17 protein-coding genes and 1 tRNA gene are annotated in these 20,553 nt (G+C 71.1%); 15 read left to right on the top strand and 3 right to left on the bottom strand.

Going from position 1 to position 20,553, the window contains the following annotated elements; all coding sequences use genetic code 11:
• The first annotated feature begins 283 nt into the window (after nt 1-283).
• On the top strand, nt 284-2,320 hold the full coding sequence (locus IEZ27_RS35105) for an endo-1,3-alpha-glucanase family glycosylhydrolase (RefSeq protein ID WP_189651187.1): 2,037 nt from the start codon (nt 284-286) through the stop codon (nt 2,318-2,320).
• Between the two features lie 153 nt (nt 2,321-2,473).
• Here IEZ27_RS35105 and IEZ27_RS35100 read toward each other — a convergent pair whose 3' ends face one another.
• Nucleotides 2,474-3,037: a 2-phosphosulfolactate phosphatase gene (locus IEZ27_RS35100; protein WP_229824626.1), complete on the bottom strand. Its 564-nt coding sequence runs from the start codon at nt 3,035-3,037 to the stop codon at nt 2,474-2,476.
• A 4-nt stretch (nt 3,038-3,041) separates the two neighbouring features.
• Between IEZ27_RS35100 and IEZ27_RS35095 the strand changes: the two genes are divergently transcribed.
• The 11 genes from IEZ27_RS35095 (at nt 3,042) to IEZ27_RS35045 (ending at nt 15,222) form a co-directional block, all read left to right on the top strand.
• On the top strand, nt 3,042-3,524 hold the full coding sequence (locus IEZ27_RS35095; protein WP_229824625.1) for a hypothetical protein: 483 nt from the start codon (nt 3,042-3,044) through the stop codon (nt 3,522-3,524).
• A 2-nt stretch (nt 3,525-3,526) separates the two neighbouring features.
• Nucleotides 3,527-3,739, top strand: a complete 213-nt coding sequence (locus tag IEZ27_RS35090) for a hypothetical protein (protein ID WP_189651185.1) — start codon at nt 3,527-3,529, stop codon at nt 3,737-3,739.
• A 547-nt stretch (nt 3,740-4,286) separates the two neighbouring features.
• Nucleotides 4,287-4,358 (top strand) — tRNA-OTHER (locus IEZ27_RS35085).
• Nucleotides 4,359-4,413: 55 nt separating this feature from the next.
• Nucleotides 4,414-5,922: an SDR family NAD(P)-dependent oxidoreductase gene (locus IEZ27_RS35080; protein ID WP_229824624.1), complete on the top strand. Its 1,509-nt coding sequence runs from the start codon at nt 4,414-4,416 to the stop codon at nt 5,920-5,922.
• Nucleotides 5,922-7,055, top strand: coding sequence for a leucine-rich repeat domain-containing protein (locus IEZ27_RS35075; RefSeq protein ID WP_189651184.1), 1,134 nt, complete (start codon nt 5,922-5,924; stop codon nt 7,053-7,055). Before IEZ27_RS35080 ends, IEZ27_RS35075 begins: the two co-directional genes overlap by 1 nt.
• A 110-nt stretch (nt 7,056-7,165) precedes the next feature.
• Complete coding sequence (locus IEZ27_RS35070; protein ID WP_229824623.1) at nt 7,166-8,884, top strand: hypothetical protein; 1,719 nt, start codon at nt 7,166-7,168, stop codon at nt 8,882-8,884.
• A complete protein-coding gene (locus IEZ27_RS35065) occupies nt 8,881-10,599 on the top strand; it encodes an ankyrin repeat domain-containing protein (RefSeq protein ID WP_189651183.1) in 1,719 nt (572 codons plus the stop codon). The genes IEZ27_RS35070 and IEZ27_RS35065 overlap by 4 nt, the downstream gene beginning before the upstream one ends.
• Nucleotides 10,600-10,618: 19 nt before the next feature.
• Nucleotides 10,619-11,821 carry an AAA family ATPase gene (locus IEZ27_RS35060; RefSeq protein ID WP_229824622.1) on the top strand — a complete coding sequence of 401 codons (1,203 nt, stop codon included), beginning with the start codon at nt 10,619-10,621 and terminating at the stop codon, nt 11,819-11,821.
• 3 nt (nt 11,822-11,824) lie between these two features.
• Entirely contained in the window at nt 11,825-13,006 is a 1,182-nt protein-coding gene (locus tag IEZ27_RS35055) for a vWA domain-containing protein (protein ID WP_189651181.1), read from the top strand.
• Between the two features lie 633 nt (nt 13,007-13,639).
• On the top strand, nt 13,640-14,047 hold the full coding sequence (locus IEZ27_RS35050; protein ID WP_189651180.1) for a hypothetical protein: 408 nt from the start codon (nt 13,640-13,642) through the stop codon (nt 14,045-14,047).
• A complete protein-coding gene (locus tag IEZ27_RS35045; RefSeq protein ID WP_189651179.1) occupies nt 14,041-15,222 on the top strand; it encodes a hypothetical protein in 1,182 nt (393 codons plus the stop codon). The genes IEZ27_RS35050 and IEZ27_RS35045 overlap by 7 nt, the downstream gene beginning before the upstream one ends.
• Before the next feature lie 724 nt (nt 15,223-15,946).
• Here IEZ27_RS35045 and IEZ27_RS35040 read toward each other — a convergent pair.
• Entirely contained in the window at nt 15,947-17,419 is a 1,473-nt protein-coding gene (locus IEZ27_RS35040) for a UDP-N-acetylmuramoyl-L-alanyl-D-glutamate--2,6-diaminopimelate ligase (RefSeq protein ID WP_189651178.1), read from the bottom strand.
• 416 nt (nt 17,420-17,835) lie between these two features.
• Here IEZ27_RS35040 and IEZ27_RS35035 point away from each other — a divergent pair, with 416 nt between their 5' ends.
• Together IEZ27_RS35035 and IEZ27_RS35030 are read left to right on the top strand one after the other, a co-directional pair.
• Nucleotides 17,836-18,378: an NUDIX hydrolase gene (locus tag IEZ27_RS35035; protein WP_189651177.1), complete on the top strand. Its 543-nt coding sequence runs from the start codon at nt 17,836-17,838 to the stop codon at nt 18,376-18,378.
• Between the two features lie 39 nt (nt 18,379-18,417).
• Complete coding sequence (locus tag IEZ27_RS35030; RefSeq protein WP_268246109.1) at nt 18,418-18,756, top strand: Scr1 family TA system antitoxin-like transcriptional regulator; 339 nt, start codon at nt 18,418-18,420, stop codon at nt 18,754-18,756.
• Nucleotides 18,757-18,857: 101 nt separating this feature from the next.
• Here IEZ27_RS35030 and IEZ27_RS35025 read toward each other — a convergent pair whose 3' ends face one another.
• Nucleotides 18,858-19,109, bottom strand: a complete 252-nt coding sequence (locus tag IEZ27_RS35025) for a DUF397 domain-containing protein (RefSeq protein WP_189651175.1) — start codon at nt 19,107-19,109, stop codon at nt 18,858-18,860.
• Nucleotides 19,110-19,370: 261 nt separating this feature from the next.
• Between IEZ27_RS35025 and IEZ27_RS35020 the strand changes: the two genes are divergently transcribed.
• Complete coding sequence (locus IEZ27_RS35020) at nt 19,371-20,288, top strand: AfsR/SARP family transcriptional regulator (RefSeq protein WP_189651174.1); 918 nt, start codon at nt 19,371-19,373, stop codon at nt 20,286-20,288.
• Nucleotides 20,289-20,553: the final 265 nt, after the last annotated feature.

The following is a 20,553-nucleotide window of genomic DNA, read 5'->3' as shown; positions in this document are numbered from 1 at the left end:
CCCGGGGGGGCGTGCGATCGGCGGCGCCGGGGCGGTCCGCGTCGACGGGTTCGTCGGCATGAAGGTCGAGGCTTCCTGGTGGCGGCTCTGTCCCGCGTAACGGGACGATCACGTGTCGGAACATGGCCCGATCCAATCGGACTTACGGCGCAAATGACTATTTATGGAACTGACCGAAAGGTGGCTTTTGTCGCCGGGGGTTTGTAAGGCACGACTAAGGTGATCCACATTCACCCCAGGAAACCCCCCGACTGGAGGCCCTTTGTCAACCCATCGACGGGCGGTGCCCGCCGTCCTTGTCGCCGTGGCCTGCGCGCTGAGCGCGGGCGCGGCGGACGCGTCGGCTTCGGCGGCGCCGGTGAGCGTCGTGGTGCCCTCGACCAACGACGTGTTCATCAGTCAGGCCGCGCCGGAAACCGTTTACGGCAGCGCCGAGTGGATGTCGGTCTGCGTCAAGACCTGCAACGACGCCACCAACGCTGAGCGTCGAGCTCTCATGCAGTTCAAGGTCTCCGGCGTCCCGGCCAACGCCCAGAACGTCAAGCTGACGCTCCAGGTGCGTTCGACCCGCACCACCGACACCACCGTCAGCGCGCACATGGTCACCGGCACGTGGTCGCAGACCACCACCTCCTGGATCACCAGACCGGCGTTCGGCACAGCGCTGACCACCCGCACCGGCTTCACCGCCGACACGGTGGCGGAACTGGACGTCAGCAAGGCCTACACCGGCAACGGCACCTACTCCTTCGGCCTGACCGCGTCCAAGGGCCCGGTAGCGGTGCTGTACTCCTCGCGCACGACCGGCAAGGGGCCGAACCTCAAGGTCACCTACACGCCCGCCGCCGCCACCCCGACGGCTACCCCGACCACCGGCCCCACCCCCACGGCGTCCCCGACCACATCTCCGACGGTCTCCCCGACGGCGTCCCCGACGGCGACGGGCAGCGTGCCCTGCCTGCCGTTCGACAAGCCGGCCGCCTCGACGCTGCGCTCCTACGACAAGAAGGTGTTCGCCTTCTACTTCCCGCCCTATCCGCTGTCCATCGACAACAAGGACCCGGCCAAGGACCAGTACGCCTCATGGCTGGACCCCGCCGGCTCCAACGGCATGTACGCCGAGCAAGGCGGCCACTCCCGCGACCGGCCGCTGACCCGCCCGGTGCGCTCCGGCGACTGGCGGCAGGCGGACTTCGAAGTCGAGGTGCGTCAGGCCATCGCAATGGGCCTGGACGGCTTCATCTACGAGCACCACACCTCGACCAGCGACCAGCGCTTCAACCAGTTCCCCAAGATGCTGGCGGCCGCCAAGGCGGTGGACCCCGGCTTCCGGATCATGCTCAGCCCGGACTTCCCGACCACCAAGGGCGCCGCGCCCGACAAGGTGATCTCCGACGTCCTGATGGCCAAGGGGCACCCGTCGCTGTACAAGCTGCCCGACGGGACGATCCCGCTGGCGCCGTTCTACCCCGAGCGTCAGAGCCCGGCATGGTGGGACGCCGTGCGCGAGAAGCTGGCCGCCCAGGGCATGAAGACGGTCCTGGTGCCGATCTTCCTGGACTGGAGTGGCTCGGGCAAGACCGAGTGGAACGACTCCGTGGCCGGCTACTCCTCCTGGGGCGTCCGCTGGCAGAGTTCCACGGACGGCTACCGCAAGTCCGGCATCGAGGCGGCCAAGCGCGGCAAGTTCTACATGGCCCCAGCGGCCCTGGAGGACATGCGCCCGCGTGACAAGCGCTACTGGGAGCCGTCCAACAGCGGCACCCTGCGGCAGTCGTTCGTCAAGGCCATGGAGGGCGACGCCGACATCGTCAACCTGCTCACCTGGAACGACTACGCCGAGTCGTGGCTGGCCCCGTCAGTCGAGCGCGGCTACGCGCCCGCCGACGTCGTCGCCTACTACACGACCTGGTTCAAGACCGGCAAGGAGCCCAGCGTCAAGCGCGACGCCCTGTACTACTTCCACCGCAGCCACCGCACCGACGCGCCGTTCGACGCCTCCAAGCAGACCATCGGCGCCATCTCCATCCCCTACGGTGACGCGGCCACCAACAACGTCGAACTGCTCGCCTTCGTCAAGGAGGCCGGCACCCTGACCATCAAACAGGGCACGGACGTCCAGACCAAGGAGGTGACCGGGCCGGGCATGGTGTCCTTCAAGGCGCCGATGGTGCCCGGGACAACCCCCGTCTTCGAGCTGAAGCGCAACGGCAAGGTCGTCCAGACGGTCAAGAGCGACACCGCGATCGTCAAGAGCGTCGTCTACCAGGATCTGATCAACCACGCAGGCGGCGGCGTCCCCTGCTCGCGCCCGCTGTAGCGCGCCCGCTGTAGCGCGCCGCCTCCCGGCCCCGGGACGGGCCGGGAGGCGGCATGTCGCCGCTCGGGATCGGATTCACGGCGAGCGCGACCCGCACGGCCGCGGACGCCGGAGGACCTGGATCCACCACGCCCCCGGCGACCCACCCAGTGATCAGACCACGTCCTCGTCGATCAGCGAAGGCATCGTGCGTGGACGCAGGACCATGTGCGAGCCTTCCAAGGCCGCCACCATAGCAAAGGGGAACCGGTCGATCTCAAGACAGAGCGCGACGTCATCGGGGTGGACTCCTTGACGTACCCCCTGCGCCAGTTCGGCGGCGGCGCGTGACTCGGCAGCGCGGCGGAGGAACTCAGCAGCATCTGTCCCAGCCTCGGTGACCCTCCGAGCGATGTATTGAGCACACGCCAGATCTTCATCAGCCTGCCCGTCCTCGCCGGTGACCACGAACGTGCCCCTGTCACTCTTGCGTGCCCGCAAGGGCCGAGCCGTTGCCTCCGCCACCACGAAACCGGCGCACAGCACCAGCGGCGCCTCCTTGACCGCAAGGGCGCCGACCGTTCCTGCCGTGGTCTTCTGCACAACCGTCCGTCCGCCCAGGTCAAGAGACCGCAGCAGGCCCGGCGAGTTGACGGTGTCGAACCCGGGCGCGAGTGGACCGTCCTTGAGCGCCACCCAATCCGGGTGGCGAGCCTTGAGCGCGAGGGCTTCGTCCAAAGTAATGCAGCGCATCGCCGCCGAAGAGCCGGACCGGCCCACCTGGAGCGGCGACCGCATCCACGCCGTCACCGTGCGGCTGGCGCGCGACCACCACCTGGACCTGCCGCTCCTTTGGCCACACATGTGGCTCACGCTGCCCGAGACCACCCGCTCCGAGATCACCATCGCCGAACAGGCCCTCACCCGCGCCACCACCCTGGGCGGCTGGGCACTGCTGTACGCTCCGCTGACCGCATGGTGGTGGCCCGCCGCCCCACTCACCGTCGTCCTCGCGTTGACCGCTAGACATCGCCTCCGCAGCGCCACCGACACCTACGCTCAGCTCCTGGAAGCCGCCGCCCACCTCCACGCTACAGACCTGGCTACCCAACTCGGCATCGAGCACATCGGTCCGCTCGGCCCCGCCCTTGGTGACGCCCTCGCCCTCCAGCTCCGCACTCGGACTCCGAACCAGTCCATCTTCAAGGGCACCCTGCCCCACTGACCTTGAACCCCAATGAGCTGAACGCCTCGTACCGCTCGGCCGGCTTCGCCAAGCTTGAGGAGATCGTCCCTGGTCACGTCCGTGAAGCGCGTCGTCTCGTGGTCGACGCGCTGACGCCCGAACAGCCTGCCGCACTCGGCGACGCCGCCCGGGCGATCACCGCCGTCACCATGGCGGAGCAGCCCGAGATGTGCTGGGAGAGCGGCGACTGCTAATCGCGCATCATGCTCCCGTCTACCATCGGCGTCTGAACGCCGACCACGAGGCGATCATGGGGATCCTCGGCTTCATCGACGCGCCGCCGGCCGAGCCTGTGGCCCGGTACAGCCCCGTTCTGGCCGTGCTGGCACGTCGCCCATCCCTGCCATGAGCGGTGCCTCTCGTTCGATGGGATCACTCATCGGGCACGTGTCCAGAGCAGGAAGGGAGGGAGCCTGCGGCGGGATGGGACGGTTCACGTCCAGCCATGAGAATGGGGACCGCGGCGACTCAGCCACCCCAAGACCTGCGTGATCATGCCTCGACTCAACGCTCGTGGCGCCTTGGACGGCGCCCGGGGAGTGGCGGGACCTCGCCCTGGCTCGGGGCTCGGGGCCGATCGGGTGCGTGTCTTCTCGGGGGCAGCGCGCTCCGACTCCAGAGGCCGAGCGGAGAATGTCGCACCGGCTAGCGAGGTGGTCCAGGTGCGTCGGTGATGCGGCGATCCCAAATGCCCATATTGGCCATCGAATGTCGGTGTTATTCGCTAAGCTCTGCGGCGGCAAGGCTGTAGCGCAGAGGTCGTCGCGCCTTACAGCGGGTTGGAGGACGTCGGTTCGAATCCGGCCAGCCTTGCCCCAGATCGTGGAAGTCATCGGTGGGGGGGCGGGTGCCGGTCTTGGATCCTGACGTGACCAGGACGCCAACGCCCGGATCAGGACCCTCCCCCGACCAGGCCGACGTCGAAACCTGCCTGCGGGTGATGGCCCAGGCGCGGGCCATGGATCCGGCCGATCCCCGATGGGCTGCCGTGCACGAGGCCGCGGCGCACTTGTACCGGGCGGGGAAGAAGACACGAAAGGCGTCGCGGCACACCGAGCGCAGGCGACGCGACCGCGAGGCGACGGCGGCCACGGCGCGCTACCGGGAGCAGGACCCCGCCCCGGCGCTCGTCCCGCCCGGAGCTTCGACGGAACTTCAGGGTCAGGCCGGTTCCGCGGAGCCGGAGCCGCCGGGTGAGCGGCCCGTTCCGGCTCGGCGCCCGCTGGTGGGCACGCGACGCTGCTACGTCTGCAAGTCCGCCTACGGGCAGGTCCATCCGGAATACCACCTGCTGTGCCTGGACTGCGCAGAGGAGAACATGGCCCGCCGGCACGCCCGCTGCGACCTGCGTGGCCGCCGGGCGATCGTGACCGGGGGACGAGTCAAGATCGGTTTCCAGCTGGCCCTGAAGCTGCTGCGCGACGGCGCGGACGTCCTGGTCACCACCCGCTACCCGCGGGACGCCGCCCGCCGGCTCGCGGCCGTACGCGACGCCGAGGCCTGGCTGGACCGGGTGCACGTCCACGGTGTCGACCTGCTGGACCTGGCGGCCGTCGCGGGTCTGCTGGAGTCCGTTCAGCGGCGTTTCAGCCATCTCGACATCCTCATCAACAACGCCGCCCAGACGATCCGCCGGCCCGCCGCGTACCATCGCGAGGTGCGCGCGGCTGAGCACGCGCCGCTGACCGGCCTGGCCGCGCGGATCGACGTGCGGGGCGTGCCAGGGACGGCCGCGCCGCTGGAATCCGCGCCGGTGGAATCCGCGCCGGTGCTCGCGTCTCCTGCGATCTCCGGGCTCGCGCCCGCCGGGCAGGCTCTCACGCGACGGGACACTCTGGAGACGCTGTTCCCCGCCGGGCAGACGGACGAGACCGGTCAGCCGCTGGACCTGCGCGACCGCAACAGCTGGAGCCTCCGGCTGCACGAGGTGGACCCGGCCGAGTGGCTGGAGGTCCAATTGGTCAACTCCTTCGCGCCGTTCGTGCTGACGTCGCGGCTGCGGGGGCTGCTGGAGTCGTCGCCGTGGCCGGACCGGTACGTCGTGCAGGTCTCGGCGATGGAGGGCAGCTTCTCCCGGGAGCACAAGACCGTCCGCCATCCCCACACCAACATGGCCAAGGCCGCCCTGAACATGCTGACCCGCACCGCCGCCGCGGACTATGCGGCCTCAGGCATCTACATGAACAGCGTCGACACCGGCTGGGTCACCGATGAACGCCCCCACCCGGACAAGATCGCGCAGCGGGAGGCGGGTTTCCGTCCGCCGCTGGACGTCATCGACGGTGCCGCCCGGGTCTACGACCCGATCGTGCGTGGCGTGGGCGGGCAACGGCTGTCCGGCCTGTTCTTGAAGGACTACCGACCGGTGGATTGGTGATGATGGAGCCGACGCCCGTACGTTGCCCCGCGATCGAGCACCCTGACGTGCCGCCGGCCGATCCGGCGGGCCTGGATCCGCTGGTCGCGCGGCTGGCCGTGCCGACGCAGGTGGTGGCCGACGAGACCTTCCCGCTCGGCACCGTACGGCCCGGCGGCCGGATCGACCTGTGCAAGCAGGGCCTCGGCCCAGCCGGTGCGGCGCGGCTGCTCCCGGCCGCGGTGGCCTCGCCGCACGCCGTCCACCTGCTGCTGGGCACCAACGCCATCGGGAACGACGGAGCCCGGATCATCGCCGACGCGCTGGTTCCCGGCCACGGCCTGGAGACCCTCTATCTCGGCTGCAACCGCATCGACGCGGCGGGCGCCGAGGTGCTGGCCGGGCGGCTGGCCGCGGACACCGCGGTGCGCGCCGTGTGGCTCAAGCGGAACCCGGTGGGCGACGACGGAGTTCTCGCCCTGGCCGCGATGCTGCGCCGCAACACCACGATCCGCACTCTCGACCTGGTCAACACCGGCCTCACGCGGGAGGGGCTGCGAGCGCTGCTGGGCGCGCTCACCGAGCGGCCGACCCCGGTCGAGCGGCTGTTCCTGGGCGGGAACGGGCTGGGCCCGGAGTGCGGCGATCTGCTGGCCGCGCTGATCCGGGACGCCGGGGTGGGCGAGCTCTACCTTCCGGCCAACCATCTCGGCGACACGGGCGCGGCGGCGCTCGCCGCGGTGGCCGACCCGGCCCGGCCGGTGCGCCTGGGCCTCGGCGGCAACGGCATCGGGCTGGACGGTGTCCGCGCGCTGGCCGGCGCACTCAGCGGCATCGAGGCACTCGACCTGGGACGTCCGCCATCGGAGCGGAGTCTCGGCGCGCCCGCGAACGTCATCGGGGACACCGGCGCGGCTGTGCTGGCGGCGGCTCTGCCCGGCAGTCCGCTGCGCCGGCTGGAACTGCGCAGGACCGGGATCACCGGGCGCGGCGCCAAGGCTGTGCTGGCGGCCGTTGCCGGCGACACCCGTCTGGAATACGTCGGGTTCGGGCCCGGCGTGCCCCGCCGGGTCAAGCGCGAACTGGCGCCGCGGCTGCGTCCCGCCGCCCGGCCCCATCCGGACCTGCACGCGATCGGCAGCCTCTACCGGTGAGCGCGCCGCTCCCACCGGCCGGTCTGCCCCCTCGTCCGGCGTCGGCTTCGTATCCGCCGCACGAGGCGTCCCGGTTGCGGCGGATCCGGCGGCACGCGGTGCCCTCGTGGATGATCGATCAGGCGACCGAACGGCGGCTCGCGGGCGACTGGCACGGTGCCTGCGCCGCGGCCAACGTCGACGTCACCTTCGACCTGGCCGGTGTCGCCGACGCCTACGGTGCGGAAGTCGCCGCGGCGATCGAGGACGACCTGTGCAGTTTCGCGCCGGATCTGCTGCGCTGGCATCTGCCTCGCCTGGACCGCGGGCGTACGACGATCGTGCCCGACCAGGTGATGATCCTGGGGCGGCCGGCCGAGGTCTCCGACGCGCCGTACCTGTACCTGCGGACGCCCCGCTGGATGGTCCACGGCCCGCAGCGGCTGCGCCTGCACGTCGGCTCCGTTGGCCGGCAGAACACCTATCTGGAGACCGACTGGGCCTACAGCGCGTTCTGGCGCAACGTCGTGCAGGACTGGAGCGGCTCACGACATCTGTGGGACGTACGCCATGCCGGCGACCTGCGTGAACGCTGCGGCGGCGACAGGACGCGGGCGCCGTTCCTCCACGGCGACGGCACACCGCGCACGGTGCAGGAGCTTCCCACGGCCGACCCAGGACGCGCCGACCCGGCGTCGTTCACCGAGTGGGTGACGCTGCTGCACGAACGGGGCGACGTCCAAGCGGCCTTCGCGGCCGCCGGCATCGATCTGGACACCGCGCCGCCCGACGTCGAGGTCGATCTTGATCCGCTCGACGTACTCGCGCGGATGCCCCTCGCCCTGACCCGGTTGGAGGCGGAGATCCGTCACCTCGCGGCCTCAACGGGAACCGGACGTTTCTGGCTCCCCTACCGGCAGTACGCGGCGATCCTCTTCGAGACCGACGGACGGGACACGGGGCTGCGCGTCCGAATCGTCGAGTTCGAGATGGGCACGGAGCCCGCGGACACGGTGCTCCCCGAAGCGTGCTGGCGTCGCCTGCCCGACCTCGACCTGCTACGGGACGGCCATCCGCCGGAGCAGCTCCATCCGCTCGTACACGAGGCACTGCTCCCGGGACGCGCCGCGCACGGCGCTCCCGCGGGGCCGCCCGGCCCGGAACTCCCCCAACCGGCCCGGATCCGCTGCCGCGGCGAGTGGCACGAGGTCTCCTTCCGCGACGGCGCCCTGGACATCCCGCACAGTGCGCAGGAGCAGCAGCGGGAGGCCGCCATGCGGGCCTTCGGCGGCGCGACCGCCGGATGCTTCGCCGTACGGCACGCGTGGACGTCCGGAAGTGGGCGGCTGCCCAAGGTGCTGCGCCACCAGCGAGGGGAACTGTTCGCACGGGTCCAGCACGGCGACCTCCCGGGCGTCCTGCGACTGCTGGACGCCGGCGTGGATCCACGCGTCCGTGACAGCCGGCGCCGCACCCTGCTCCACATGCTGCACCTGCTCGATCCTGGCGCCGACCCGAGGGTGCGCGGCCGTCGAAGGCGTGAGGCGGCCCACCGGCTGCGGCACCTCGACCACGACGGCCTGCTCGGGCGGCTCCTGGCGGCGGGTCTGGACATCGACGCCAGGGATGAGGAGCAGCGTACGCCCCTGTTCGCCGCGATCTGCGGCGACGGTTCGGCGGCGCTCGTGCAGGCGCTGCTCGCCGCGGGGGCGCGGATCGACCTGACCGGCGAGGTCCACGGCGAGCCCTTCTCGCTGCACCGCCTGATCGCCTGGCTCGGACGCGATGACCTGGACTTCGTCACGGATCGCATCGAGCGGGAGCATCCGGAACTCGCCGAGGAAGAATGAACGCCGTCAGCACACCAGTCTCCGCAGCGCCGCGCCGCACGCTGTCCTACCCGCCGGACGAGGCGTCGAGCCGACGGCGGATCCTGCGGTACGCCGTTCCCCGATGGATGATCGAGCAGGCCGGCGCGCGGCGTCTCGACGGAGACTGGCGCGGCGCCTGCGCCGCCGCGAACGTCGACGTCGCGTTCGACCTGGCCGACATCGCCCGGGAGCACGGCGGCGCCGTCGCGGCCGTTGTCGAGGACGACCTCCTCCATCTCGCGCCGGATCTGCTGCGCTGGCATCTGCCGCGCTTCCTGATGGGACGCACGACGATCCGCAACCGCCAGACGATCACTCTTGCCGGTTACCCGCGTGCGGCCAAGGCCGTGCAGCATCTGTACGTCACCACGCCGACGATGGTGGACGGGCCGCAGCGGCTGCTCCTGCGCTTCGGCCGCATCGACCAGGACGTCAGCTCGGGCGGCGGTCACCTGCACGCCCTCCATGACTGGACCTTGCTACGGCACCTGTGGGACGCCCGGCGCACCGGCGCGCTGCTGGAACGCCATGGCGGTGGAGAGCGGCCGCCGTTCCTCAACGCGGACGGAACCCCACGCGCCGCCGGAGACCTGCCCACGGCCGACCCCGGCCCCGCCGACCCGCCGGCCCGCGCCGAATGGGCGACCCTGCTGCACGAGCGAGGGGAGATCGAGGCGGCGTTGGCCGCGGCGGGGATCACGCTGGATCCGGCACCGCTCGAACGCCGCTGGGGCTCCCGGATCAGTCCGTCGCCCGTCCTGGAAAGACTCCCGCTGGCGCTGACCAGGCTTGCACCGGAGATCCGGCTGCTCACCGGCGAGGGCTTCGGGCACCGCTTCCAGATTCCGAATTACTGGGGCCACTCCATGCTGCTCGAAAGCGGCAAGCGGGGCGGCGAACTGCGGATCCGGATCATCGACCCCAAGGAGTTCCCCGGCGTCCCGGTGCTCGCCGAGGCGTGCTGGCGGCGGCTGCCGGACCTCGATGCGCTCCGGCATGGCGACGCGGTCCCGGACCGGCTGCATCCGCTGGTCCGGGACGCGCTCTTCCCGCTGCGCCAGGACTCCGCCCACCCGGTCGGGCCGCCGGATCCGCGGCTCCCGTCCCCCGTCCAGGTGCGCTGCCGCGGTGACTGGCACGAGGTGTGCTTCCAGGACGGTGTGCTGCGGATGCCGCACAGCGCGGACGAGCAGCGGCGGGAGCAGGCGCTGCGGGCCTTCGGCGGCGCGGTCGCCGGCTGCTTCGCCGTTGCGCAGGCGATGGCCTCCGGCGCGGGCCGGCTGCCCAAGGCCCTGCGGGAGCAGCGGCGCGAGCTGTACACCCGCGCCCAGCACGGTGACACGCCCGGAGTGCTCAGGCTGCTCGACGCCGGTGTCGACCCGCGCTTCCGTGACGGCCGGCACCGCACGCTCCTGCACGCGCTGATCCACCTGGACCACGAGGTCCTGCTGCCGCGCCTGCTGGCGGCCGGCGTCGACCTGGAGGCCGTGGACAGCAACCAGCGCACGGCGCTCCACGTGGCCGTCGGCGACAACGGCCCCGTCGCGCTGGTACGGGCGCTGCTCACCGCCGGAGCCGACCCCGACGTCACCGACGACGAAGGCATGTCGCTCTCCCGGCTCATCCACTTCCGCAACCGCACCGACCTGGGCTTCCTCCTGGCCCTCCTGGACCGCGACCGGTCCGATGGATGATCTGGAAAGACGAGGAACAGTGAACGTCACCCACGAGGGCTTCGCGCCGGACCCGCTGGCCGCGGCAGACGAACTCCTCCGCCGGCTCGGCTCCCAGCGGACGGAGCCGGCCGCGAACCCGCAGCTGGAGGCGCTGTCGCTCGCGGTGTCGGCGAACCTGCCGGTGCTGCTCTGGGGCGAGCCGGGGATCGGCAAGTCCGCCGGCCTTCAGCAGCTGGCCGCCGGACTCGGCGTCCCGCTCGAGACGGTGATCGCGAGCGTGCACGAGCCCTCCGACTTCGCCGGCCTGCCCATCATCGGTGATGATCCGGCCACCACCGGGGTGCCGATGGCCCCGCCGGACTGGGCGGTTCGGCTGGCCACGGCCGGGCGCGGCCTGGTGTTCTTCGACGAGCTGTCCTCCGCTCCGCCCGCCGTCCAGGCGGCGCTGCTGCGGGTCGTCCTCGAACGCCGGGTCGGCAGCCTGTCGCTCCCGGAGCAGGTCCGTGTGGTCGCCGCCGCCAACCCGCCGTCCAGCGCCGCCGACGGCTGGCACCTCAGCCCGCCGCTGGCCAACCGGTTCGTGCACCTGCAGTGGACGCACGACCCGCGAACGGTCGCGCGAGGGATGGCCGGGACCTGGCCGGCCGTGCCCCTGCCGCTCGTCGACCCGGCCCGGGTGCCCAGCGCGGTCGCGCGTGCACGCGGGGTGGTCTCGGGGTTCCTGTCCGCACGGCCTGGCCTGGCCCACCACCTGCCCGGTGACGCCGAGGGCCGGGGCCGCGCCTGGCCGTCGCCGCGCACCTGGGAGATGGCGCTGCGCCTGCTGGCGGTCGGGTACGCCACCGGCGCCGGCCAGAAGGCAGTCGCGGCCGCGGTGGTCGGCGCGGTCGGCGACGGCCCCGGTCTGGAACTGCTGGCCTACCTCGAACAGCTCGACCTGCCCGACCCCGACCGCGTGCTGGCCGATCCGGACGCCTTCGCCCTTCCGGGTAGGGGCGACCGGCAGCTCGCCTTCCTGACGGCCGTCGTCTCAGCCGTGCAGAGCGACCTGACGCGGCGGCGCTGGGAGGCCGGCTGGGTGGTGCTGGCCAAGGCCGTCGACGCCGGGGTGCCCGACGTCGCGGCGCGGGCCGCCGCGGATCTGGCGGCGCTGCGCGACACCGACTGGCCGGTGCCGAGCGGCATCGACGCGTTCATCGACCTGCTCCAGCTGTCCGGCGCGCTGCCGAACGCCTCCTGACCCATGACCGAACTCGACCAGGTCAAGGTGCTGGCCGCGCGGTACCGTGCCGCGAGCGAGCGGCCGTACCTCGCCTCGGCGCTCTACTCGCTGACGGTCGTGCCGAGCGGCGGCGTGCCCACGATGGCCGTCGACCGCCACTGGCGGTGCTACGTGTCGCCGGCGTTCGTCGCGGCGACGTCCGTTCCCGAACTGGCGGGCGTATGGATCCATGAGGTGGCTCACCTGCTGCGCGACCACCACGGCCGTGCGGACCGGCTCCCCGCCGCCGACCAGCGCGACCGGTTGCGCGTGAACATCGCCCAGGATTGCGAGATCAACGACGACCTGCTCGCCGACGGGCTGGCGCTGCCGCAGGGCCGGGTGGAACCGGGTACCTTCGGGCTGGCGACCGGACGGCTGTTCGAGGAGTATCTTCCGCAACTGCCGCCGTTCGCCGTCTGCTCCGACTGCGGCTCCGGCGCCCACGGCTCACCGGCTGACTGGGAGATCCCCGATGACGGCGGGCGGGGCGGCGTCAGCAAGGTCGAGGCCGAGGCCCTGCGCCGGCACACCGCCGAGGCGATGCGCGCCCACCGTCGCAACCGCGGCAGCCTGCCCGCCGGCTGGCAACGATGGGCCGACGACGTCCTGGAGCCGACGGTCGACTGGCGGCGCGTACTCGCGGGCGCCGTACGGGAGGCGGTCGCCTGGGCCAGCGGGGCGGTCGACTACACCTACCGGCGCCCGTCCCGACGCACCGGCGCACTGCGTGGCGTCGTGCTGCCGAGTCTGCGCCGCCCGCTGCCGAGCGTCGCGATCGTCATCGACACCTCGGGCTCCATGGGCGAGGACGACCTCGCGGCGGCCCTCGCCGAGGTCACCGGCGTCCTGCGGGAGGTCGGCGTCGGCGGCAATCGGGTCACGGTGCTCGCCTGCGACGCCGACGTGCAGGCTGCCGCCCGGGTGACGTCCGCGCAGCAGGTGAATCTCGCCGGTGGGGGCGGCACCGACATGCGGGTCGGTATCCAGGCGGCCCTGGCCCTGCCCGACCGGCCCGGTGTCGTGATCGTGCTGTCCGACGGCTTCACGCCCTGGCCCGAGGCGCCGTCGTCGTCGCGGCTCATCGCCGCGCTCATCGGCGCGGACCCGCCGCCCCCGCCCGCCTGGGTCGAGGCCGTCCGCGTACCTCGCGGGTCGGACTGATCGTGACGCACACTGCGCGAGCTGCCACCGCCACCGATCAGGTCGCCTGATCGCCGGCCGGGCAAGGCCGCATCGGCGAGCTGTGATGCAGGGTCTCCAGCAGCGCAGCCCTGCACCTGTCGCGTCGCTCCTCCTCTGTCCGGCCAGGTCAGTGCCGCGCTCGCGCGAATGGTGTGCCCGCGAGGTCGCGTCACCATCGTCTTCCGGCTGGGGCGCGTGCGTGCTGAGGTGATCGCATGACCCCCATCATCCGGACAGCCGCGGCAGGAATGATCGTGCTGACGCCGGCTCCGGCCTGGACCGGCATCGAGTTTCCACGCATCGCGGCAGACGGGGCCGCACCGTGAATTCGCGAGTGGATCAGCGGCTGGCTGATCGGACCTGCGGTATCGCTGCTCGTTCTCGCCGTGTTCGGCACTCGCGTCCACCTGTTCACACGTGGTCAGCCGATCCACTCGCCGAAGCTGCAGCTCCGCCGGGCAAGGTGCGGGGACGTGACCGGCTCGGGTCTCAGGCATCAGGACACCGGCAGACCATGGCCCACGATCACGTGCACCACATCGCCATCCGGGCGGGACAGGACGCCGACGGCAAGCGGAGGAACCGCGCCCCGACAGAACGGAGCCCCAGTCCGTGACGGTAAGGTCCGAACCTGATCCTCCTCCTGCCGACCACACCGGGCAGCAGGCCGCCGTGCAGGAGCCCGCCACGGATCCGATCTTCGGAGGCGGCTTCCAGTACAGCATGGGCTGGGCGCGGCACGAGGCCGACATGGCGGTCGGCTTCGGCGTGATCATGCGCAAGCTGCCCTCGCTGGTCGGCATCTGCCTGCGGCTGTCCTGGCGAGCCGACCCCACCGCGCTCGTGATCGTCGTGGTCTGCCAGCCCATCGTCAGCGCCGCGACCGCGTTCGGGCTGCTGGCCACCAACCGGGTGCTGCAGCGGATCCTCGCGGAGGGGCCCACCCCCCCGACCGCGTCAGGGCCGCCGTACCGGCGCTGGTCCTGGTCGCGGCCGCCGGCATCAGCGTCGCGGTGCTGACCGCCTGGTCCGGTGCCGCCTCCGGCCGGCTCCAGCCGAAGGTCGAGCACCTCGCCTACGACGAGCTCCTCAGCCGCGCCGCGAACATCGAGCTGCTGCACTTCCAGGGCGCCCAGTTCCATGACCTCCTGGAGGCCGCGCAGTACGGGGCCGGGTGGATCGACATCGTCATCGACCAGGTCATCCGCATGCTGAAAGCGCTGATGGACATGACCGCCGCCGCCGGCGTCCTGGGGGTCCTGCACCCCCTGCTGCTTCCGCTGCTGCCGCTCATCATCCTGCCGCGCGCCTGGGCGCTGGTGCGCTCCACTCTGCGCCGCAAAGCCTCCCGCCTGCGGTGGCTGACTCCCGTACGGCAGCAGCGCAGCCTCGCCCGACTCCTGGTCGGAGCCGACCCCGCCGAGGAAATCCGCGCGCACGCCGCTGGGGACTTCCTGCTCCGCCACCACGACCGGATGGCGGCCCTGCGCTCGGCGCGGGAGAGGCCCTGCTCAAAGCAGGGGTGGGCGACGTGCCAGCGCGGCCGGAACGGGGCTGTACCGGGCCACCAGCTCGGCCAGCGGCGCATCGATGAAGCCGAGCATCGTCATGATCGCTTCATGATCGGCGTTCAGATGCCGGTGGTAGATGGGAGCGTGATGGGCGATCTTGTTGCGCAGTACGCGCAGGAAGTCCAGTTTGCGGTGCAGCGCGTGGCGGCCACCGCGATATCCGGGAAATGCTTGGTAGAGCGTTGTGCGCCACAGACGCTGGTCGTAGTTGTTGCCGCGCCCGATCAAGCTCACCCAGAACCCGAACGGCAACTCGGCGACCACTTCCGACGGGGTGGGCGTCAAGCCTTGCCGGCCCAGTTGGTGAACGGCTTCCCGGATCTTGGCTACCGCGCCGTAGTGCAGATCCACGCGAGGGTGATCCCACCAGTCGTCCCTGCCGAACAGGTGCAACATGCGCTGGTCAAGAACGCTGCGCAAGACGAGCTCCAGGTGCTGCAGCGGGCCGTAGAACGCGGCGGCCACCTCGGTGTTCCAGCAGAACAGCCGCAGCGCGGCCATCTGGTCGCCGCCGCAGAACGTCTCACACTCGGGCAGCTGGGCCCTGCGACAGCAGCTGATGCAGGCGCTGGGCGTCGGGCTGATCCACCGGCTTGCCTCTTCTCGCCGGACCCGGCGTGCTAGCGTAGGTGACATAAGCCCCGGGATTGCCTCTGCTCGCATGCAGCCCGGGGCACAGCTGTCTCTGCGGTCATGTCGCGCCCGGATTCCAGGCCCGAGATCTCGGCAAGACTAGCATGATCATCTTCTTGTTGCCGGGCCGTCACCGACCGCGCCCTGGACAAGCACTCCATGCGGCGTCGTGCAGCAACATGGTGGTGCTGCCGCCTCACAGCACTTGTGTGTGGCAAGGCCTGAAGCCGGCCCAGGTTGCTCGGCCGCGATCCGTCAGCTCGTCCTGCAGGCCCCCGCACCCATGGTCGCCCGCATGCTCAGCTACGACGCAGACACCGCGACCCGGCTCGCTACCGCAGCCGGAAGCACAGGGAGCCACTACGCCCCGGCGACCACGAACAGTGACATCTCTCATGCGATCAGGCAGGAACACATATCACTCGCTCATTGGCTCCTGCCAGTGTCGGCGACCACGTCGGCCAGGGCTGGCCCAGCACCACGCTCCCGGACATGGCCTGCCCAGTCCAGGTCGTCGACGTTGATGCCGGAGACCTCTCGCGGCACCACCACTGCGGTGGCCTCCCAGTCTCCGAGCCAGCCCGGTTGGACAAAAGGCGTGTGAAGTGTGCAAGTGCGTCGTGCAGTGGCGTGGAGATGATGTCGGGGCCGCCGACCGTGAGGTACGGGGACGATCGACGCCCGCGCCTACCGGGCGGGCTTGGCCGGACGAGCGTCAGACGTTCTGGGTGGTCAGGTCGCGCACGGTGGTCATGTCGTCGAACGGCACCTTGGCGGCCCCGATGATCTGGTACGGCTCGGCGCCTTTGCCGGCCACCAGGACGACGTCGCCCGGCTGCGCCAGCTGCAAGGCCCGGGCGATGGCCTGGCGGCGGTCGGTGATGCGCTCCACGACAGCGGCGGTGCCCGCCACCCCGGCCGTGATCGCGTCGATGATCGCCTCGGGGTCTTCGCTGCGGGGGTTGTCGCTGGTGACCACCACAACGTCGGAGCCGGTTCCGGCGATGCGCCCCATGGGGGCGCGCTTGCTGGGGTCGCGGTCTCCGCCGCACCCGAACACGGTGATCACCTTGCCGTCGGCGAACTCGCGGATGGCGGCCAGCACCTTGTGCAGCGAGTCGGGGGAGTGGGCGTAGTCGACGACCACCGACACCCCGGTCGGACTCTGGTAGGTCTGGAAGCGGCCTGGGATGGGCGCCAGCTTGGCCAGCGTGCTGATGAGGGCGCCCAGGTCGTAGCCGAGCAGGTGCGCGGCCGCGACGCTCGCCAGCGCGTTGGAGACGGCGAAGCGGCCGGGGATCGGCACCTGCGCCGCGAACCTTCTGCCGTCGTGGCGCAGCACGAACGACGTGCCCGCCGCATGCGCCCGCAGCTCGGCCGCCTGAAAGTCCGCCGCCGCCATCCCGTAGGTGGTCACCGCGCCGGGCATGAGCGCGGCGATCTCGGCGCCGACCGGGTCGTCGGCGTTGGCCACCGCCTGGTGGCACATGCCGTCGAACAACCGCAGCTTGGCCTGCTTGTAGGCATCCATCGTGCCGTGATTGTCCAGGTGGTCGGGGGTCAGGTTGGTGAAGATGCCGACGTCGATGTCGGTGTGGTCGACCCGATGCAGCTCCAGCGCCATCGAGGACGCCTCCATCACCACCACGCCCGCGCCGCGCTCGCGCATCGTCCGCAGGATCAGTTGCAGCTCGGCCGCCTCCGGGGTGGTGGGGGTGGTCGTGTCAACCTGGATCGGCTCGTCATCGACGCGGCAGCCGTCGGTGCCGATCACCCCGACACGGGCACGGGCGGCGCCGCGCAGGATCGCCGACAGCATGTACGACACCGACGTCTTGCCATTAGTGCCGGTCACCGCGGCCACCTTCAGCTCGCGCGAAGGGTAGCCGAAGTAGTGGGCGGCCACCCACGGGGCGGCGGCCCGGGTGTCGGCCACCTGGACCACGCAGGCGTTCTCAGGCAGGAGCTCGGCGGGCGGGTGCTGAACGAGCACCGCACCCGCCCCTTGTGCCAGGGCGTCGGTCACGAAACGATGCCCGTCGGTGCGGGAACCGATCATGGCGATATAGAGGCTGCCGGGGCTCAGGCGGCGGGAGTCATAGGCGATACCGGCGTAGACGTCGGCCTGCCCGGGGTCGCCGTGCAGGACCTGGTACTCATGCCCGGCCAGAAGCTCACGCAGATTCATCCTGCTCTCTCCTCCTCCATATGCCTCATCGTTAAGGCCAGCCTGCCGTGATGAAGTACCTGTGTGCGGGCGATACGCCCTCGACGCCCAGGGCTCGCCGAGGTGGAGCAGCAGTCGGTTCGCACCATGGCCTTGCCTCGCACACCAGGAACGCGGGGCGGAACGCCCAGAGGGCACTCAGCCCGCAAGCACCGTTCGAGGCTTCCCCCTGCTGATCAAGTGACCCTCGGCCTCCCTCGGATGCTGCCGCGGCGGAACTTTCGGCGTGCAGGGCCCGCACCGCTCCAGCCCCCGGTACGGTGCGAACTCATGCAGCAGGTGCGTCGATCCGGAGCCGGCAGCGCCGCGTTTCATCGTTCATGCCCGAGCTGGCGATCCCGTGAAGCTGCGCTCTGGAGTTGACGGGGAGGGCGCTGGTGCCGATCAGCAACTCAACCATTGTGATGGCCCTGTTGGCCTACCTCGAGCGATACCCGGAGGAGGTCGCGTTGCTGGGCGAGCCGATGCGGTTGCTGGACCAGGGGGCGGATTGCGCCTGGCGGCGGACCTTTCCGATGCACGTGACGGTCGGGGCGTTGCTGGTCCGCGGCGAGCGCGAGGTGCTGCTCGTGGAACATCGTGCGTATGGGCTTCTTTTGCAGCCCGGCGGTCATGTCGAGCCCACCGACAACACGTTGCTCGGCGCCGCGATGCGCGAGCTGGTGGAAGAAACCGGCGTCGATCCCGGCCAGATCGCCTCAGCGTCACAGATCCCGGTGTACGTCGACTACGGTCGCGTACCGGCGCGGCCGGACAAGGACGAGCCTGCGCACCATCACCTCGACATCGGCTACGCGTTCGTCACGGCACACGCGGACGTGGGCGACATCCAGGAGTCGGAGGTGCTGCGGGCGGCGTGGTACCCGCTGGCGGCGGCCGAGCGTCTGGTCGGCCCCTACATCGCTCGGGCCATCGACTGAGCCGGGCCCGCCCGGTGGACCGGATCGCGCTGAGCGGCGCTGCGTACCCGCTACGGCCCGGTGCGCGACCATCTGGCCCAGCTGGACCGGATCGCTTCCCTGACGACGCTGGCCAACGTCCGGATCGGCCTGATCCCGCACCGCCACCAGGCCCACACGCAAGCCCTGCACGGCTTCATCCTCTACCAGGGCGCTCGGCCGCAAGACACGCTGGTAACCGTAGAGGCCCTGCACGGCCAGCTGTACGTCACCGATCCCGACAGCATCGACCTCTACCGCCGCCAATGGGATCTGCTGCAGGCCTCTGCACTGTTCGATGCACAGGCCCGCGCGTTCCTGCAGCAGCTCATCGCCGAGATCGGCGAGCAGGAGCCATGACCATCATCGTCCGCGTTCCAGCCAGTCCTCCCTGGCCAGCAGCTCACTTCAGGCGAGGCGGAGCGTTCCGGCGCGCTGCCCGGGACGCTCCGCCCCGGCGGCTAAGCCGCTTCGTTGTCGATCAGGCCGATCAGGTGGTCGAACTGCCCATCCTTGGCCCCGGCCAGGAACGCCACCCACTCGCTGCGGCTGAACCACAGCACCTGCCCGTCGGGGACCTTGGAGTCACGAACCACGACCCCGCCGCCAGCCGGCTGCAGCTGCACGCAATCGCCGCCGCCACCGCTGTAGGCGCTCTTGACCCACGCGACCGTTCCCCGCGGCCCGGCCTGGTGCCCGTTGTCCATTGCCATCACCTGTGTCCTTCTCGCTCCGGCAGGTCCTTCCTGCCCGGCACTGCCCACGATGCGACACCGGCCTGGCCGTCCGGCTTGGAGACGACCTGGGCGAGGACCTGGCAGGACCTGGCAGGACCTGGCAGGTCATCTGGGAGGCCCGCGCACAGCCCTACGACAGGGGCCAACCCGCCCTACGGATGCCTGTGGCGCACTGTCGGTTCCCGCACTTCCGCGTCCGATCAGCCCCCTGCTTCCCCCCGATACCACGGAGACGACATGGAGTTCCGGCTTCTGGGCCCGGTCCAGGCGATCATCGGCGACGGCCGTCAGGCTGACCTCGGGCCGCCCATGCACCGCCTGCTGCTGGCCGTCCTGCTGGCCGCCGACGGCCGGCCGGTTCCCGCTGACACACTCATCACCAGGCTGTGGGACCGCCAACCTGCCACTGCCCGCGACCTGCTGCATGGCTACGCCAGCAAACTCCGCGCCCGCCTGACCACCCCCACCGGCGCCGTGGACGGCACACCGGCGATGCCGCCCGCGCACGAACACGGCTACCGCCTGCCCGTCGCCCGCCACCAGGTCGACGCCCACCGCTTCCATGACGACCTGGCCGCAGCCCGCGCCCTGCCTCCCGGCGACCCGGCCACAACGGCGCGGCTGCTGCGCCAGGCCTTGGCCCACTGGCACCCCGACGGCGCCGGCGACGACCTACGCCCAGCCGAACCGCTGGCCGGTCTGGGCGGCACCTGGGCCGAGGACTACCGCGCCTGCCTGCTCGGCGAGCACCGCGCGGCCCTGCTCGAATGCCTGCGCGCCGAACTCACCCTGGACCGTCACGGCGCGATCATCCCTCAGCTGGAACACCTGGCCCGCGCCGACCCCACCGACGAGACCATCACCGCCCTCCTCCTGCACGCCTGCCACCAGGCCGGCCGGCAGGCCCACGCCACCCGCGCCTACCGCGAGCACTACGACCACCTCCGGCAGGCATCCCTGGTCCCCAGCCCCGAGCTCAACCGGCTGTACACACAGATCCTCAACAACGACCCCGCCCTCAGCCGGCCGCCGCACACCGGCATCGCCCGCCTCACCCCACCCGCCCCCGACCGGCCACACCCCCGGCCCGCTGCTGGCCCTGCCCACCACACCGCTTCCCGGCCCCCACGACCACGACGACGCCGAATCTGTTGATGACGAGCAGCCCCAACGCCCTGACCTCGCCGCCGGTCCCGGCGCCCCTTCGTCGCCCGCACCGGGCTCGTTGATCGGCATCCAGATCAACAGCGGCCCCGGCGCTCGCGTCTACAACGTCAGCGGCAGTATGACCGTCAACGAGGCCCCGCCGAGCTGATGGTGAAGTCAAGGGGTCGTCGCAACACTGATTGATCAACTGGCGAGTGCCAGGAGCTTGGTGAGACGCTCGGCTGGGGTTTCCCAGCCGAGCGTTTTGCGTGGC

The organism is Nonomuraea spiralis, assembly GCF_014648435.1.
GTDB lineage: Bacteria > Actinomycetota > Actinomycetes > Streptosporangiales > Streptosporangiaceae > Nonomuraea > Nonomuraea spiralis.
Note: the sequence above shows the minus strand (reverse complement) of the source record. Positions and strands in the feature narration are given on the sequence as shown.

Excerpts from the sequence above, each read along its gene's own strand:
- IEZ27_RS35095 (WP_229824625.1), top strand. The coding sequence starts at position 3,042 with ATGCAGCGCATCGCCGCCGAAGAGCCGGACCGGCCCACCTGGAGCGGC.
- IEZ27_RS35075 (WP_189651184.1), top strand. The coding sequence starts at position 5,922 with ATGATGGAGCCGACGCCCGTACGTTGCCCCGCGATCGAGCACCCTGAC.
- IEZ27_RS35070 (WP_229824623.1), top strand. The coding sequence starts at position 7,166 with ATGATCGATCAGGCGACCGAACGGCGGCTCGCGGGCGACTGGCACGGT.
- IEZ27_RS35065 (WP_189651183.1), top strand. The coding sequence starts at position 8,881 with ATGAACGCCGTCAGCACACCAGTCTCCGCAGCGCCGCGCCGCACGCTG.
- IEZ27_RS35055 (WP_189651181.1), top strand. The coding sequence starts at position 11,825 with ATGACCGAACTCGACCAGGTCAAGGTGCTGGCCGCGCGGTACCGTGCC.
- IEZ27_RS35040 (WP_189651178.1), bottom strand. The coding sequence starts at position 17,419 with ATGAATCTGCGTGAGCTTCTGGCCGGGCATGAGTACCAGGTCCTGCAC.
- IEZ27_RS35025 (WP_189651175.1), bottom strand. The coding sequence starts at position 19,109 with ATGGCAATGGACAACGGGCACCAGGCCGGGCCGCGGGGAACGGTCGCG.
- IEZ27_RS35020 (WP_189651174.1), top strand. The coding sequence starts at position 19,371 with ATGGAGTTCCGGCTTCTGGGCCCGGTCCAGGCGATCATCGGCGACGGC.